The 14,224-nt window shown below is 72.0% G+C and carries 13 protein-coding genes; 5 read left to right on the top strand and 8 right to left on the bottom strand.

The features are described from left to right. Positions 1-67 precede the first annotated feature (67 nt). The 4 genes from ACZ4U1_RS01335 to ACZ4U1_RS01320 all read right to left on the bottom strand — a co-directional run bounded on the left by ACZ4U1_RS01335 (position 68) and on the right by ACZ4U1_RS01320 (position 4,558). Positions 68-1,210, bottom strand: coding sequence for an alpha/beta fold hydrolase (locus ACZ4U1_RS01335; RefSeq protein WP_467898071.1), 1,143 nt, complete (start codon positions 1,208-1,210; stop codon positions 68-70). 138 nt (positions 1,211-1,348) lie between these two features. Then, positions 1,349-2,116, bottom strand: coding sequence for a thioesterase II family protein (locus ACZ4U1_RS01330; protein ID WP_467898068.1), 768 nt, complete (start codon positions 2,114-2,116; stop codon positions 1,349-1,351). A 76-nt stretch (positions 2,117-2,192) separates the two neighbouring features. Continuing rightward, on the bottom strand, positions 2,193-2,618 hold the full coding sequence (locus ACZ4U1_RS01325) for a DUF5132 domain-containing protein (RefSeq protein WP_467898065.1): 426 nt from the start codon (positions 2,616-2,618) through the stop codon (positions 2,193-2,195). A gap of 164 nt (positions 2,619-2,782) precedes the next feature. Beyond that, the gene (locus tag ACZ4U1_RS01320) at positions 2,783-4,558 is read right to left on the bottom strand and encodes a DUF885 domain-containing protein (RefSeq protein ID WP_467898063.1); all 1,776 of its coding nucleotides are present in this window, start codon (positions 4,556-4,558) and stop codon (positions 2,783-2,785) included. A gap of 284 nt (positions 4,559-4,842) precedes the next feature. Between ACZ4U1_RS01320 and ACZ4U1_RS01315 the strand changes: the two genes are divergently transcribed. From ACZ4U1_RS01315 to ACZ4U1_RS01295, 5 genes are all read left to right on the top strand, one after another. Continuing rightward, positions 4,843-6,315 (top strand): ABC transporter substrate-binding protein, encoded by a 1,473-nt coding sequence (locus tag ACZ4U1_RS01315; RefSeq protein WP_467898060.1) that lies wholly within the window; start codon positions 4,843-4,845, stop codon positions 6,313-6,315. A 49-nt stretch (positions 6,316-6,364) separates the two neighbouring features. Beyond that, positions 6,365-7,351 (top strand): ABC transporter permease, encoded by a 987-nt coding sequence (locus tag ACZ4U1_RS01310; RefSeq protein WP_467898057.1) that lies wholly within the window; start codon positions 6,365-6,367, stop codon positions 7,349-7,351. Positions 7,352-7,439: 88 nt separating this feature from the next. Then, a complete protein-coding gene (locus ACZ4U1_RS01305; protein WP_467898054.1) occupies positions 7,440-9,299 on the top strand; it encodes a dipeptide/oligopeptide/nickel ABC transporter permease/ATP-binding protein in 1,860 nt (619 codons plus the stop codon). Next, a complete protein-coding gene (locus tag ACZ4U1_RS01300; protein ID WP_467898051.1) occupies positions 9,296-10,363 on the top strand; it encodes an oligopeptide/dipeptide ABC transporter ATP-binding protein in 1,068 nt (355 codons plus the stop codon). Before ACZ4U1_RS01305 ends, ACZ4U1_RS01300 begins: the two co-directional genes overlap by 4 nt. After that, positions 10,360-11,673, top strand: coding sequence for an NAD(P)/FAD-dependent oxidoreductase (locus ACZ4U1_RS01295; RefSeq protein WP_467898048.1), 1,314 nt, complete (start codon positions 10,360-10,362; stop codon positions 11,671-11,673). The genes ACZ4U1_RS01300 and ACZ4U1_RS01295 overlap by 4 nt, the downstream gene beginning before the upstream one ends. A gap of 84 nt (positions 11,674-11,757) precedes the next feature. Here ACZ4U1_RS01295 and ACZ4U1_RS01290 read toward each other — a convergent pair whose 3' ends face one another. Genes ACZ4U1_RS01290 through ACZ4U1_RS01275 form a run of 4 tightly spaced genes read right to left on the bottom strand, consistent with a single transcriptional unit; the run spans position 11,758 to position 14,219 of the window. Next, positions 11,758-11,946 carry a hypothetical protein gene (locus ACZ4U1_RS01290; protein ID WP_467898046.1) on the bottom strand — a complete coding sequence of 63 codons (189 nt, stop codon included), beginning with the start codon at positions 11,944-11,946 and terminating at the stop codon, positions 11,758-11,760. 31 nt (positions 11,947-11,977) lie between these two features. Beyond that, positions 11,978-12,742 carry an SRPBCC family protein gene (locus ACZ4U1_RS01285; protein WP_467898043.1) on the bottom strand — a complete coding sequence of 255 codons (765 nt, stop codon included), beginning with the start codon at positions 12,740-12,742 and terminating at the stop codon, positions 11,978-11,980. Positions 12,743-12,745: 3 nt separating this feature from the next. Next, positions 12,746-13,993, bottom strand: a complete 1,248-nt coding sequence (locus ACZ4U1_RS01280) for a cytochrome P450 (protein ID WP_467898040.1) — start codon at positions 13,991-13,993, stop codon at positions 12,746-12,748. A 10-nt stretch (positions 13,994-14,003) separates the two neighbouring features. Then, the gene (locus tag ACZ4U1_RS01275; protein ID WP_467898037.1) at positions 14,004-14,219 is read right to left on the bottom strand and encodes an MbtH family protein; all 216 of its coding nucleotides are present in this window, start codon (positions 14,217-14,219) and stop codon (positions 14,004-14,006) included. Between the last annotated feature and the right edge of the window lie 5 nt (positions 14,220-14,224).

Raw genomic sequence — 14,224 nt, 5'->3', positions numbered from 1 at the left:
GGACGCCGATGCCTTTCATTCGTTCGGGCGGAGGTGCGCCGGAGCGGAGCGTGGCTGCGGGACGGGATCAGGACGGGTCCGGTGCACCCGACTCGCGTTCGGCCAGCAGTGAGCCCACGGCCTGCATGACGAATTCGGGGACGCGGTCCGGGAAATCGTGGCCGGTTCCCTCCGGGGTGTAGACCCTCCGGGCAGCGCTGGAGGCCGCGAGGAAGCGGTCTCTCACGGTGAGGAAGAAGTGCCGTACGCGGGCGCTCTCCTCAGGATCGTCGACCGCGTCGAAGATCCTGTCGCCGCCCGTCAGATCGCGTGGGGCCACGAGAAGCAGGGGCAGCGAGCCGAGCTCGCCGTCGTGTACGACCGTCTGCCAACCGTTTCGGACGATGCCGTCCGGTGACAGCTCTCGCAGGATCGATGCCGCGGCGCAGCTCGCCTTGGTCCTGGTCTCGATCACGGCGAGCACCCGCGTCGGGTGCTCAGGAGCGTGCGCCTCGTCCCTGGGCAAGAGGGCGTGGAGGCCGAAGAGGTGGCGCAGTGCCAGGGCGGTCTGGTCCCTGCCGGCGTGCCGCAGGGTCGCAAGCGAGGGGCCGAAGGCGACGACGTCGGGCGGGGTGGGATCGAGCAGGACCAGACCGGCCACCAGACCGGGGCGGCGCCTGGCGGCGTTTGCCATGAGCAGCCCCCCGAGGGAATGCCCCACGAAGACGTAAGGCCCCTTTTCGCCGGCCCGCTCCAGCGCCGTCAGCAGTTCGACGGCTTCGGCTGCCGTCGTGCGCGGGAACGGGCCCGGGTCGCTCCAGCCGGAACCCGGACGGTCCACCAGGACCGAACGCGTCCGTTCGCGCGCCAGCGCGTGCAGCGGGTACATGGCGTACCCGCCGGCGTGACCGCCCGGCATCCAGACCACGGTGGGCCTCGTTCCGGCGTCTCCCTCGGCGAGGATGTGCATGCGGTAGCCGCCCACGTCGACCATGCGTCCGGGTGGCGGGTACCTCGACCCTATCCGGGCCACATGGACCAGATGGCGCAGAGACCCCAGACCGAGGACGAGGGCCATGGCGCAGAGCACGCCGCCGAGAACGCGCCAGCCGCTTCCCAGGGTGACGCACCACGCGCCGACGGCCGCCGGCAGCAGGGCGATGGTCAGCCCGGCCCAGTCCCGGCTGAGCAGCCGGAGTATCGCGTCCTCGCCACGTCTGCCCGGTCGCATGGTTCCCTCTCCGTCCCAGCCTCCGTGGTCGCTGCCAGGGACACCGCGCGTCTCCGCGCCCGGCACCAGCATCGTCCCCTGAAAAACCCACGGGCGCCACGCACGGTGTCGGGCCCGGCCCTCGGGGGCATGCCACCCTCAGGTCTGGTCCGCGCCGCACCCGTGGGCAAGGCGTGCGGCCACGTCCGCGACCACTTCGGCCTCCCGGGCCACGAGATAGAAATGGTCCCCGGGGAACGAGCGCAGTTCGAAGGAACCTGGAGCGGTGAGGTCGGACCAGGCGAGGACCCGGTCGAGCTCGCAACTGGGATCGTCCTGGCCGACGTACGCTGTGATCGGCGCCTTGACCGGAGTCGGATGCGGGGGGTGGTAGCCCTCGATGAGCCGGTAGTCCGCCCGGAGGGCGGGCAGCAGCAGGTCACGCAGCTCCGGGATGTCGTAGGCCTCCGAGTGCAGGTCTCCGAGGTGCCGGACGCGGGTGATCAGTTTCTCGTCGTCGGCACTGTGCAGTGCGGTGCGTTCGGCCCGCTGGGGGGCCTCGTGTGCGGAGACCAGCAGGTGTTCGGGGACGAGGCCGCGAGCCTCCAGCCGGACGGCCAGTTCGTAGGCGACACAGGCACCCATGCTGTGTCCGAAGAGCGCGAGCGGCCGGTCGTGCCAGGGCCGCAGCGCGTCCTCGATCGTGTCGGCCAGGGTGGCCATGTCCTCGATACAGGCTTCCGCGAGCCGGTCCTGGCGGCCGGGATACCGCACGGCGAGCACCTCGATGTCCTCCGGCAGCAGCGCGGGCCAGCCGTGGAACAGTTGTGCCGTGCCGCCGGCGTGCGGGAAGCACACCAGTCGGAGCCCGGGGTCCGCCGCGCGCCGGTGGACACGGAACCACTTTGTCGCGTCGTGCGCCGTCATCGCTTTTTGAAACCGCCCAGCTGTGAGGAGTTGAGCTTGGAGGGAAAGGCGGGAAACTGCTCCACCGTGCGACGACTCAGTGCGCCTTGGCAGCGGCCGAGCCGGCACCGCGGGCCTTGCCGACGGCCTTGCCCTCGCTGCCGGACTGCGCCGTGTGGCCCGCCTGTGCCGTGTGAGCGGCTGCGGCCGGGGGTGCCGACCCGGTGCCCGACTCGGTGCGGCCCGCGATGCGGCCCGCGGTGCTGCTTTGCGGGGCGCTGATGTCGGTGCCGTGCTCGGCTTTGTGCTCGGCTCCGTGCGTCATCTGGACGGCGAGCACCTCGGCGGTCGCCTCGGCCGCGAGGTCCTGGATTCCCTCGCTGGCTTCGTGGACGGCCCTCTTGACCTCGACTCCCAGGCCGACCGACGTTTTGACGATGCCTCGGATGACCGGTTTGCCCAGCCTTTTGAGCAGGGGCGCGGCGATCAGGCCGATCAGGAAAGGAGGTACGACAGGCGGCATGGCAGGACATCCTTCTCTTCTGCCGAGAAAACGATGACGGAAAGGCAGCAGGAGACGCATAGGAAAACGTGCGATGACAGCATGGGTTCCGCATCCTCGAACCCGCATACTCATTGCAGAGAGTATCCAAGCGCGAGCGCAGGGCTACCGGTCCGCCGTGGCCTTCACTCGTTCGAGTAGAACACCCTGCCTTTGACGGCCTGTTCAGGCCGATGTTCAGCCCCTTCAACGGCCGGCACTTCTCTCGCCACCCGTCGGCGCAGGACGGGGAACGGCAGCGTGCCGCCGGCCAGCACAGCCTCGTGAAAGGCGCGCACGTCGAACGCGGCACCGGCGTCGCGTTCGCAGGCTGCCCGCAGTGCCGTGAACTCCGCGTGTCCCGCCCGGTACGTCAGCGCCTGTCCCGGCAGATCGGTCGCGTAGCGCAGCAACTCGGTCGCGATCTGCCCCTCGGACTCGGCCGCCGCGTGGGCGCGCATGAAGGCGCGCGCCTGCTCCAGCGTCATCGTCCCGAGGTTGAGGCCGGTGTCGACGACGAGGCGCTGCGCGGTGAACCGCTCATGGGCCAGGCGTCCGTACGCGTCCCACGGGTCGTCGTACAACCCCATCTCCCAGGCGAGACCCGCCGCGTACTCCGCCCAGCCCTCCTCGAACCCGCTGAAGGCCACCAGTTCGCGGCGCAGGTCGGGCAGCGCGGTGTTCTCGGCCTGACGGGCGAGGTGGAAGTGGTGGCCGGGCGCCAGCTCGTGGTAGATCAGCGCGGCCGCACCGAGCAGTGACCGGTGCGCCAGGTCGGAGGCGTTGTAGCGGTAGCGTCCCACCGGTTGCGTGGCGGTCGGCTGCTCGTAGTAGCCGAAGGTCATCGACGCCTCCAGAGCCGGGTCGAGACGGGCCACGCCGTAGGGGGCGCGGGGCAGGACCGCGAACCACCGCGGCAGCAGCGGCGTGAGGCGGTCGAGGTGGCCTTGGTAGCGGGCCTCGACCTCTTCCGGGGTGGCGGCGTACAGGCGGGGCTCGGTCGCGAGCCGTTCGTTGAACTCGGCTTCCGTTCCCGTGAAGCCGAGCCTGTCCCGCATCTCCCGCATCCGTTCGCCGAGTTCGCGGCACTGCTCCCGGCCGAGTTCGTGCAGGCGCTCGGGTGGTGTGTCGCCGGATGTGTACGTCCTGACGAAGGCCCGGTACGCCGCTTCGCCGTCCGGGTAGTGGGCCCATCCGACGGCCCGAGGTGCCCGCCCGCGGTAGTCCGGGTCGGTCACGAGGGCGAGGAGACGGTCGAACGCCGGCTCCAGCTCCGCGGCCACGAGCCCCGCCACCGCGTCGCGCAGGTGGCCCCGGCTCGCCGCGTCGAGCCGGGCGAGCCGCTCGGCGTCCGCCCGGACGTACCGCGCCGTCGAGGCCCGGAGACGGGTGAGGGTGGTGTGGACCCCGGCCAGCGCCGGGGCCGGGATGCGGAAGCCCCGGGCCGCCTGCCCCGCGGCCTTGTCACCGATCGTCTCGACGCAGCGGGCCAGATCTCGTACGAGGGACACGTACCGGTCGGCATCGGCCCGGTGCTCGAAGCGGAACGGACGGAAGACCGTGTCGCCGTACTGCTGGAGGCGGAACAGCTGATACGGCGTGGCGGTGGGGGTGAGCCAGTGGAAGCGGCCCGCCTCCGCTTCCTGCTCGGCCAGCGCCCGGAGGAAACCCACGGTGTCGGCGGCGGGACCGGACAGCTCCGCGAGCCGCAGCGTGCCCAGTCGGTCCAGCACCCCCGCCGCGAACCCGGCGCGCTCGTCGGCCTCCGCGGCAGACACCCCCGGCAGCGACTCGACCGGCAGACCGCGGCGTGCACGCAACAAAGGCTCACGTACGAGCAGGAACTCCCAGTACGAGGCCGCGAGTCGGTCGACCTCCCGCCCCGCCGAGCCGTCCGGGGAGTCCGATGGATGGTTCACCACGGTGCCAGTGTGCGCGCTGAAGTGACGTGACATCAGGAACCGTGCCCGGACCGCGAGTCGGGCGGCCTCACTCGGACGAGGGAAAACGTCCGGCCCGTTCGTGTCCGGCCCGGACAAGCCGGTGCGAGGCCGCCGATCTCGGTGGCACGATGAAAACCATGCACCGCCGAACCGTGTCGTCACCCAGGGTCCGGTCGGCCGCGGTGGTGTCCGCCGCTGTCGTGTCAGCCGTGACGGCCGGGTGCGGCGGCGGTGACGTGTCATCGACACACACCCCTGTCGTCGTGGGGGGCACCGTCACGATCGCCACCCCCTCCGAGACCCCGAGTTTCCATCCGTACGCGCAGTTCGGTTCCACCTTGGCTCCTTATGCCTACGACTCGTTGGTCAACATGGCGCCGGACGGGCGTGTGGTGTCCGGCCTGGCCGAGAAGTGGCGGGCCGGAGCCACTTCGGCGAGTTTCACCCTGCGCAAGGGGGTGACCTGCTCCGACGGCACGATGCTCACGGCCTCCGGGGTGGCCCGGTCACTGAGCTACGCGAGCGATCCCCGTAACCGGCTCGTCGGCGCGCGGGCGGCACTGCCCGGTGTGCCGTTCACGGTGTCGGCCGACGACGCGGGACGGACGGTGTCGGTGCGGATGGCGTCCCCGTACAGCTTCATCGTGCGGACGATCGGTCTGGTGCCCATCGTCTGCCCCGCCGGACTGGCGGATCCCGGCGCGCTGGACAGGACCACACAGGGCACGGGGCCTTATGTGCTGAGGGGCTACACCTCGGGCGGCCCGTACGTCTTCACCCGGCGCAAGGGATATGCGTGGGGGCCGCGCGGGGCGACCAACGCGGCTGCCGGCCAGCCCCAGCGGATCGTGGTGTCGGTGGTCCCGCAGGAGTCCACAGCGGCGAATCTGCTGCTCACGGGCGGCGTGAACATCGCGACGGTGACCGGACCGGACCGCGCGCGGCTGACCGGCCACGGCCTGGCCACCGCCGAGGTGCCGACCGTGGTGGGCCTGACCTTCTTCAACGAACGCTCCGGCCGTCCCTTCAGCGACCCTGTGCTGCGCCAGGCACTGGTGGGCGCCCTGGACCGCAAAGGCCTCGCCAATGTGGCGATCGGCGGCGACGGAACACCCGCGAGACACCTGACCGCCGTGGACTCCGTCTGCCACGCCGACGTGGCCGCCGGGAACCTGCCCTCGCGCGGTGCCGTGAGGGCCTTGCGCGCCGCGGGCTGGACGAAGAACGCACAGGGCAGGCTGGTGAAGCACGGCAGGCCGCTGCGGGTGCGGCTGCTCAGCAGCGCCGACTTCGGCTCCACCCTCCCGTCGGTCGCCGAACTGATGGCCGCCTCCTGGCAGGCACTCGGCGCGGACGTCGACCTCGTCAGCGAGAGCCGCAACGCGGTGATACAGGCCATGTACCAGAGCGGCGACTTCGACGCCGTGGTCGGCAGCTCGCCGGGTCCGCCGCTGCCCGCGCAGCTCGTCCCGTACTTCTCCGGGCCGCCACCGTCCCGGGGACTGAACTTCGCGCACGTCGCCAACCGCGCCTACGACCGCTTCGTCGCCCTCGCGCTGCGCGCCCCGGGCACTGCCAGCTGCGCGGACTGGAACCGGGCCGTGGCGGCGCTGTTCCGCTCGGCCGACGCGCTGCCCGTCGCCGACGGCACGAGCACGGTGTACGGCTACCGGACGACCTTCGCCGTCGCCCCCGGCGGCCGGATCGTACCGACCAGCATCCGCCTGCACCGGTAGCGGCGGCGGGCACCGCCCACCGCCACGTCCCACCAGCGGAGGAGATTCCATGACGACCGTGCCCGCGCGGCTCGGTGCCCTGGCCCGGAGCCATCCGTGGGTGGTGTTCTGCTGCCGGCGTGCGGTGCGGCTGCTGGTCTCCCTCTTCGTGGTCGTCACCGCTTCCTTCGCGATGATCCGGCTGGTACCCGGTGACCCCGTCCGGGCCGCGCTGGGTGTGGACGCCCCGCCGGACCTCGTGGCGGCGAAGCGGCACGAACTCGGCCTGGACCACGAGCTGTCGGCGCAGTACCGGCAGTATCTGGGGCATCTGGCCCACGGGGACCTCGGGGTCTCCCTGGTGACCGGCGAGCCGGTCGCCGACCTGATCAGGGCACGTCTGCCGGCCACCTTGCTGCTGGCCGTCCTGGCGTTCGCCTGCGTACTCGTCGTCGCCCTGCCCGGGGGGCTGCTCGCCGCGGTGTGGACACGCGGAGGGCGGCGGCCCCGGGCGGAGCTGACGTTCACCGCCACCACCTCCGTCCTCGCGGGCATGCCGGACTTCGTGCTCGCAGCGGGTCTCACCGCGGGACTGGCGGTCGCCCTGCGCATCTTCCCGGTAGCCGGCGACCTCGGTCCCCGGTCCTACGTGCTGCCCGTGCTCGCGCTGGCGCTCGCTCCGACCGCGGTGCTCCTGCGGATCGTACGGGTGGAGACACTCAAGGTGCTCGCGACGGACTACGTGCGTGCCGCCCGGGCGAAGCGGCTGCCCGCCGTCCCGCTGTACCTGCGTCACGTGGCACCGAACACGCTCACCGCGTCGCTGACGCTCGCCGGGAACCTCCTGCCGGCCCTGATCGCGGGGACCGTACTGGTCGAGAAGGTGTTCGCCTGGCCGGGCATCGGTGCGGCGATGGCGCAGTCGGTGGCCGCGCAGGACTACGCGGTCGTCGAGGCGTCGGTGCTGGTGCTGGGCTCGGCCGTTCTCGTGGTGAACTTCCTGGTCGATCTGGCCCTCGCGCTGCTCGACCCCCGATCGGTCATCCGGAAGGCGTGATCCGATGGTGCTGTCCTCCCCGCCCCCTTCCCCGCCGCGTGCCGCCGCCGGCCGGTCTCGTGCGCCCCGGTCGGCCTGGGCCTCGCCCATGGGTGTGATCACCCTGGCCATGCTCGGATCCCTCGCCGTGCTGGCCGTCGCGGGAGCGGTGCTGTGCGGGCAGGCCGCCGGCCGCCCGGACCCGTCGGCGGTGCTGCGGGGGCCCAGCGCGGGTCACCCGCTCGGCACGGACCATCTCGGGCGTGACCTCCTCGCCCGGCTGCTCTCGGCGACCTGGCTCTCCCTGCTGCCGGCCGTCGCGGCCACGCTCCTCGGGGCGGCGGCCGGGCTCACACTCGGCGCGCTCACCGCCGTCGTGGGCGGGCGCGCCCGCCGACTGCTGGGAGCCCTGATCAACCTCCTGCTGGCCTTTCCCGCGCTCCTCGTCGCGATGTTCTTCGCGGCCCTCTTCGGCGCGGGCGCGGTCGGCGCGGTGTGCGCACTCGCCGTCGCCTGCGCACCGGGCTTCGCGCGGATCACGCAGACCCTCGCCGCCGGAGTGGCCGGAACCGACTTCATGGCGGCGGCGCGGGTGCTGGGCCTGCGCCGCCACCGGCTCCTCCTGCGCCATGTCGTGCCCCACATCGCCGAACCGCTGCTGCTCACCACCACGGTCGCCGCGGGCTCGGCACTCGTGGCGCTGTCCGGACTGAGCTTCCTGGGACTGGGGGCGCAGCCCCCCTCGTACGACTGGGGGCTCCTGCTGAGCCAGGGGCTGGAGCGCATCTACACCGAACCGCTGCCCGCCGTGGCACCCGGCATCGCCATCGTCTACGCCGCTGTGGCCTTCCAACTGCTCGGCGAGGTGCTGGCCGGAACCGCCGCGCGACACGCTCGTCCACGGCAACGGGGAGAACCCGCACCACCTCCGGCACCCACCGACCGCCCGGCGGACGCCGACCACGTGCTGGAGGTGGAGGATCTGCGGGTGGTCCTTCCCGCGGCGGACCGGGTGGTCCGGCCCGTCCGCGGTGTCACCCTCGCCCTGCGGCGCGGTGAGATGGTCGGCCTGGTCGGCGAGTCCGGCTCCGGCAAGTCGCTGACGGCGCTCGCCATCGCCGACCTGCTGCCGGACGGCGCCTGCGCGACCTGGGGCACCCATCGGTTCCTCGGCGCGGATGCCGAGTCGTTGTCACGCGCAGAGCGGCGCGGGCAGCTGGCGACGGGAATGGCGATGGTCTTCCAGAACCCGGCCTCGGCCCTCAACCCGTCGCTCCGCATCGGAACGCAGATGACGGAGGCCGTGCGCGCACACCACGGCACTCCTCGTGCCCGGGCCACCGAGCAGGCCTTGGCCGCGCTCCAGCGCGTCGCGCTGCCCGGCGGGCGCCGGTTGCTGCGCTCCCGGCCCTTCCAGCTGTCCGGCGGTCAGCGCCAGCGCGTGGCGATCGCTGCCGCCTCGATGATGCGGCCCGCCCTCATCGTCGCCGACGAGCCGACGACAGCCCTGGACGTCACCGTGCAGCGGCAGATCATGGACCTGCTGCGCCGTATCCGGCGCGACGACGCCACCGCGATCCTTTTCATCAGCCACGACATCGCCCTGGTGGCCGACGCCTGCGACCGGGTTCTGGTCATGTACGGGGGAACGATCGTGGAGAACCTTCCCGCCCGTGAGCTGGCGACCGGCGCACGGCATCCGTACACGCGGATGCTCGTCGCCTCGGTCCCGGACATGGCCGCAGACCGTGCCCGCCCCCTGCACACCATCGAGGGAGGGCCGCCCGATCCGTCCGATGCGGCCCCGGGCTGCACGTTCCACGACCGCTGTGCGCACCGACTGGACCGGTGCGCCGTGGAGAGCCCCGTGCTGTCCCGGCTCGGCCCGGAGCACGAGGCCGCCTGCTGGCGACCGCTGCCCCCGTCCCCGTTCCGCGGACAGCGTGAGACCGAGGAGGCGGAGAAGTGAGGGAAGAGGAAGAGGCCGGGCTGGCGCTGCACGACGTCACCGTTCGCCACCACGGGCCGTTCGGGCCGGTCACGGCAGTGGACGGGGTGTCACTGGAGGTTCCCCCGGGCACGACGGTCGGCCTGGTCGGCGAGTCCGGTTCGGGAAAGTCCACCCTGGCACGTGCGGTCGTCGGGCTGGACAGCCCCTGCGCCGGGCGGATCACGGTCGGCGGGCGGGAGTACCGTGGGCACCGGGCGGCCGATCGGCGTCGGCTGGGACAACAGGTCCAACTGGTGTTCCAGGATCCCGATACGGCCCTGGACCCGCGCATGACGGTCCGACAGTCGCTCGCCGAATCAGCCGGGGCCTTCGTCAGGCTGGACCGCCGCAGCCGCGAACAGCGCATCAGGGGACTGCTGGAACTGGTCGGTCTCGACGCCGGCTGCGCCGACCACGTGCCGCGGCAGCTGTCGGGCGGCCAGCGCCAACGCGTGGCCGTCGCCCGCGCCCTCGCCGTCGAGCCGGCGGTACTCATCGCCGACGAGGTCACCTCGGTTCTCGACGTGTCGGTCCGGGCGGCGCTCCTCACCATGCTCCGGGATCTGCAGCGGCGCATCGGTTTCGCCATGCTGTTCATCAGCCATGACCTCGCCGCCGTCCGCCATGTGTCGGACGTCGTCGCCGTGATGTACCTCGGCCGGATCGTCGAGACCGCCGCCACCGACAACCTGCTGCGCAGCCCACGGCACCCCTACACCCGAACGCTGCTGTCCGCCGTGCCGAGCCTGCACGCCGGACCACGGCAGGCCGGGGAACTGCTCCTGTCCGCAGAGCTGCCCGATCCCGCGTCGCCACCGACCGGGTGCCGCTTCCATCCGCGGTGCCCCGTCGGGCCGGGGCGGCGTCCGGGGCGGGAGGTCTGCGCCGCACGGGACCCGCAGCAGGATGCGGCCGGACAGCCGCACCGTACCGCGTGCCACTTCCCGTACCGCGCCGACGACTGGCCGCCCCGCGACGGTGGCTCCCACCAGGCCTCGGACGGTGACCGGGCTCTGCGAACCACCGGGGGCCTGCCGTCATGACGAGGGAATCGGACACGCTCCCGTCCGGCGCGGACGCGGTCGTCGTGGGGGCCGGTGTGATCGGTGCCGCGGTGGCACTGGAACTGGCCCGCACCGGTCGGTGCGTCGTGGTCGTCGACAAGTCCGGCGGCGTCGCCCACGGCTCCACCAGCGCCTCGAGCGCGATCATCCGTTTCAACTACTCGACCTGGGACGGTGTCGCCGCCGCCTGGGAGTCCCAGCACTGCTGGGCACGATGGGCGGAGCACCTGAGTACCCCGCGCGGCACTGTCCTGGCGGCGTTCCGGCGGACCGGAGCGGTACTCCTCGACGCCCCGGGCTCCGGGACGCCGGAGGTCACCCCACTGTTCGAGCGTGCCGGCGTGCCGTACGAGCGCTGGGATACCGCCACGCTGCGCAGCCGGATCCCCGGCATCGACCCGGCGCGCTACGGGCCGCCCAAGCCCCTGCGCGACGAGGCGTTCTTCGCCCCGCCCGAAGGGCAGCTCGGCGCGCTGTTCACACCCGACGCCGGCTTCGTCGACGATCCCCGGCTCGCGGCACAGAACCTCGCGGACGCGGCGGCCCGCATCGGGACCCGCTTCCTCTTCCATCGCAGGGTCGTCGGTGTCCTGCGCCGTGAAGACCGGGTGGCGGGCGTTCGGCTCGCCGACGGCTCCGCGATCACGGCACCGGTGGTGGTCAACGCCGCCGGGCCCTGGTCCGGAGCGCTCAACCGGATGGCCGGGGTCGGGGCCGAGTTCACCGTCGGGGTGCGCCCACTGCGCCAGGAGGTCCACCAGGTGGCCGCACCGGTCTGCCAGGGCGGCCCGATCGTGGCCGACGTCGACCTCGGGACCTACCTGCGCCCCCTCGGCGGACACCTCCTCATCGGCAGCACGCTGCCCGCCTGCGATCCGATGGAATGGCTGGACGACCCCGACCTGTGCAACCCACACCCGACACCCACCCGGTTCGACACCCAAGTGACCAGGGCCGCACGCCGGTTCCCACTCCTCCGTGTTCCGAACAGGCCGACCGGAATCGCCGGTGTCTACGACGCCGCCGACGACTGGACCCCCATCTACGACCGCACCGATCTGCCCGGCTTCTACGTCGCGATGGGCACGAGCGGCAATCAGTTCAAGAACGCTCCTGTGGTGGGCCGGTTCCTCGCCGCCCTGGTCGACCACGTGGAGGCCGGCCACGATCACGACCACGATCCGCTGCGGTACACCGGCGAACACACCGGCCTCGTCATCAACCTGGGAACGTTCTCCCGTAAACGGCCCATGGCCGAGGGAGCCGCCTCGCGCACCGTCATGGGCTGATATCGGCACGGCACCGGTCCGCGGCCGGTGCCGTCCGGGAGCTGCCGCGCCGGACGGCACCGGCCGCGTGACGTCGGAAGAGGTCTACCAGCGGCCGCGTGCGGATGCGGAGCTGAGCCGGGAACTCAGCACCGACAGGAAGGTCGGGAGCTTGTCCACCGCGGATTTGGGGACAGGGGTGACATGGACCGTGTCCCGCACCACGTCCTGCACGACGAGCTTGTAGGCACCGTCTTCCTGGACGAGTTCGGCGGCGTAGAGCAGTCTTTCCACCAGGGGCCCTTCGGTTGTGTCGTGCGATGGGTCAGGCGCCGTTGAGCCAGGCGTTCCACGCCTTGGTGGCCTGCTGTTCGTCCACGTCCTCGGCGAACAGGTGGTGGCCCACCCAGATCGGCCAGTTCCAGGAGCTGCCGTTGAAGAACCGGTACAGCGCGTGCGGACCGCGCAGGCCGACGAAGTCGGGGCTGAGCCAGTCAACGACCACCTCCTCCGAGCCGCCGTCCGCACCCGGGATGTCGAGCGACAGCCGGTCGCCGACGGCCGTGTCGTCGGCGAGGCCGAGGCGTCGGCGCAGGGCGGCGAAGTCGGCGGGGTCGTCGGTGCGCTCCTCGCGGCCGGCCTTGACGTAGACGGCGGGTCGGCCGGCGAAGTGCCCCAGGTACTCGGCGAGGCTGTGCTGGTAGAAGTCGACGTGCTTCTCGGCCGCGTCCGCCTTGGTGTCCCAGTACTCGTCGACGACTCCCGTGTGCACCCAGTGGATCCCCATCCGCAGGTGACTGGTTCCGTCGTCGAGTGGCTCGATCCGGTAGGTGAGGGTGTTGGAGAACCCGTCGTCCATGGCCACGCGCACGGCGAAGTGGCGCGGCGGCTCCCACGCCACCACGGTGCCGTCGGCTCGGGTGACCTTTCCGCCGACGCGCGGCTCGACCTCCATGGGGTACAGCCAGCCGAGGTTGCCGGCGCCGGTGGCGACCGCCTGCCAGACCTGCTCGGGCGTGGCGGTCAGGTCCTGCTCCCGGCGGACCTCGAACTCTCGGGCCATGGTCAGTTCTCCTTCGTCGTCGTTCATGCGTCAGTAGGTGAGCGGAAGGGCGGTCAGCCGCCGTTGCAGGGGATTGGGCCGCCATTCCAGGGCCGCCCCGTCGGCCAGCCGCAGGTGCGGGAGCCGGCGGACCAGCGTGCCGATGGCCACCTCCGCCTGAAGCTTGGCCAGCGGACCGCCGAGGCAGAAGTGCGGGCCGTTGCCGAAGCTCAGGTGCCGGTTACCGGGGCGGGACAGGTCGAGCCGGTCGGGGTCCTCGAACCGCTCGGGGTCATGGTTGGTCGCGGCGAGGAACAGGTACGCCAGCTCACCCTCGCGCAGGGTCTGCCCGCCGATCTCGACGTCCTCGGCCACGACCCGGACGATCGCCTGGGTCGGCGTGTCGTAGCGGGCGAGTTCGTCTACGGCCGTGCGGATCAGCGCCGGGTCCTCGCGCAGCCGGGCCAGCTGGTCGGGGTGGCGCAGCAGGGCGAGCGTGCCGTTGCCGACCAGGTGGGTGGTGGTCTCGTCGCCCGCGGTGATCAGGACGAAGCAGGTGGACAGCAGTTCGGAGTCGGTGAGCCGGTCGTCCTGCGCCTGCGTCGCGACCAGGGCGCTGATCAGGTCGTCGCCCGGGTCGGTCCGGCGTCGGCGGACGAGTCGGGCGAGGTACTCCTCGTACTGCGCGATCGCGGCCTCGGATTTGTCGATGTCCTCGGAGAGCCGGCCGAGGCGGCGGAACCAGCTCTTGACCTGCGGGCGGTCCTCGGGCGGGATGCCGAACAACTCGCAGACGACGGACAGCGGCAGCGGGGAGGCGACCGCCTCGATCAGGTCCATGGAGGGCCCCGCCGCGACCGCCTCGTCGATGAGCCGGTCGACGATCCGCTGGATGCCGTCGCGCAGGGCTTCGACCCGACGGGCGGTGAAGGCGCGGTTGGCGAGCTTGCGCAGCCGGGCGTGGTCCGGCGGATCGGTGTTGGTCATCACCCGGCCGAGCCGGTCGGTGAGCCGGCTGAAGGCCTTGAGGTCGCCGCCGAGCGCGCCGTAGGCGCGGGTCATCCGGTCCCGGTCGTTGGACAGCCGCAGGTCCGACAGGGCCGCCTCGACGTCGGCGTACCGGGTGAGGTACCAGATGCCCTGGGTGCTGCGGTGGACCGGGCTCTCGCGCCGCATGCGGGCGTAGAACGGGTACGGATTCCGGCGGGCCTCGGGCGTCTGCAGAGCTGCGGCGAGGTCGCCGGGCAGGACGGGGCCCGCGGTGCCGCAGGCCCCGTCCAGGGTGTCGGTGGAGGTCATGTCGGCCGCGTTACCGCTGGGCGTCCATGGCGTCGGCGAGGCTCTTGGGCCGCATGTCGGTCCAGGTCCGCTCGACGTACTCCAGGCACGCGGCGTGGGTCCCGGGGCCGTGGGCGACGGTCCAGCCGGCGGGGACGTCCGCGAACTGCGGCCACAGCGAGTGCTGGTTCTCCTGGTTGACGAGCACGAGGAAGGTGCCGTTCTCGTCATCGAACGGGTTGGTCATGGGGA

This window comes from Streptomyces sp. NPDC028928, from assembly GCF_055564915.1.
The sequence above is the reverse complement of the archived record's forward strand: the minus strand, read 5'-3'. Positions and strand labels throughout refer to the sequence as shown.

Bases quoted from the DNA above. Each gene is read 5' to 3' on its own strand.
- ACZ4U1_RS01335 (WP_467898071.1), bottom strand. From the start codon at position 1,210: ATGCGACCGGGCAGACGTGGCGAGGACGCGATACTCCGGCTGCTCAGC.
- ACZ4U1_RS01330 (WP_467898068.1), bottom strand. From the start codon at position 2,116: ATGACGGCGCACGACGCGACAAAGTGGTTCCGTGTCCACCGGCGCGCG.
- ACZ4U1_RS01325 (WP_467898065.1), bottom strand. From the start codon at position 2,618: ATGCCGCCTGTCGTACCTCCTTTCCTGATCGGCCTGATCGCCGCGCCC.
- ACZ4U1_RS01310 (WP_467898057.1), top strand. From the start codon at position 6,365: ATGACGACCGTGCCCGCGCGGCTCGGTGCCCTGGCCCGGAGCCATCCG.
- ACZ4U1_RS01305 (WP_467898054.1), top strand. From the start codon at position 7,440: ATGGGTGTGATCACCCTGGCCATGCTCGGATCCCTCGCCGTGCTGGCC.
- ACZ4U1_RS01295 (WP_467898048.1), top strand. From the start codon at position 10,360: ATGACGAGGGAATCGGACACGCTCCCGTCCGGCGCGGACGCGGTCGTC.
- ACZ4U1_RS01285 (WP_467898043.1), bottom strand. From the start codon at position 12,742: ATGAACGACGACGAAGGAGAACTGACCATGGCCCGAGAGTTCGAGGTC.
- ACZ4U1_RS01280 (WP_467898040.1), bottom strand. From the start codon at position 13,993: ATGACCTCCACCGACACCCTGGACGGGGCCTGCGGCACCGCGGGCCCC.
- ACZ4U1_RS01275 (WP_467898037.1), bottom strand. From the start codon at position 14,219: ATGACCAACCCGTTCGATGACGAGAACGGCACCTTCCTCGTGCTCGTC.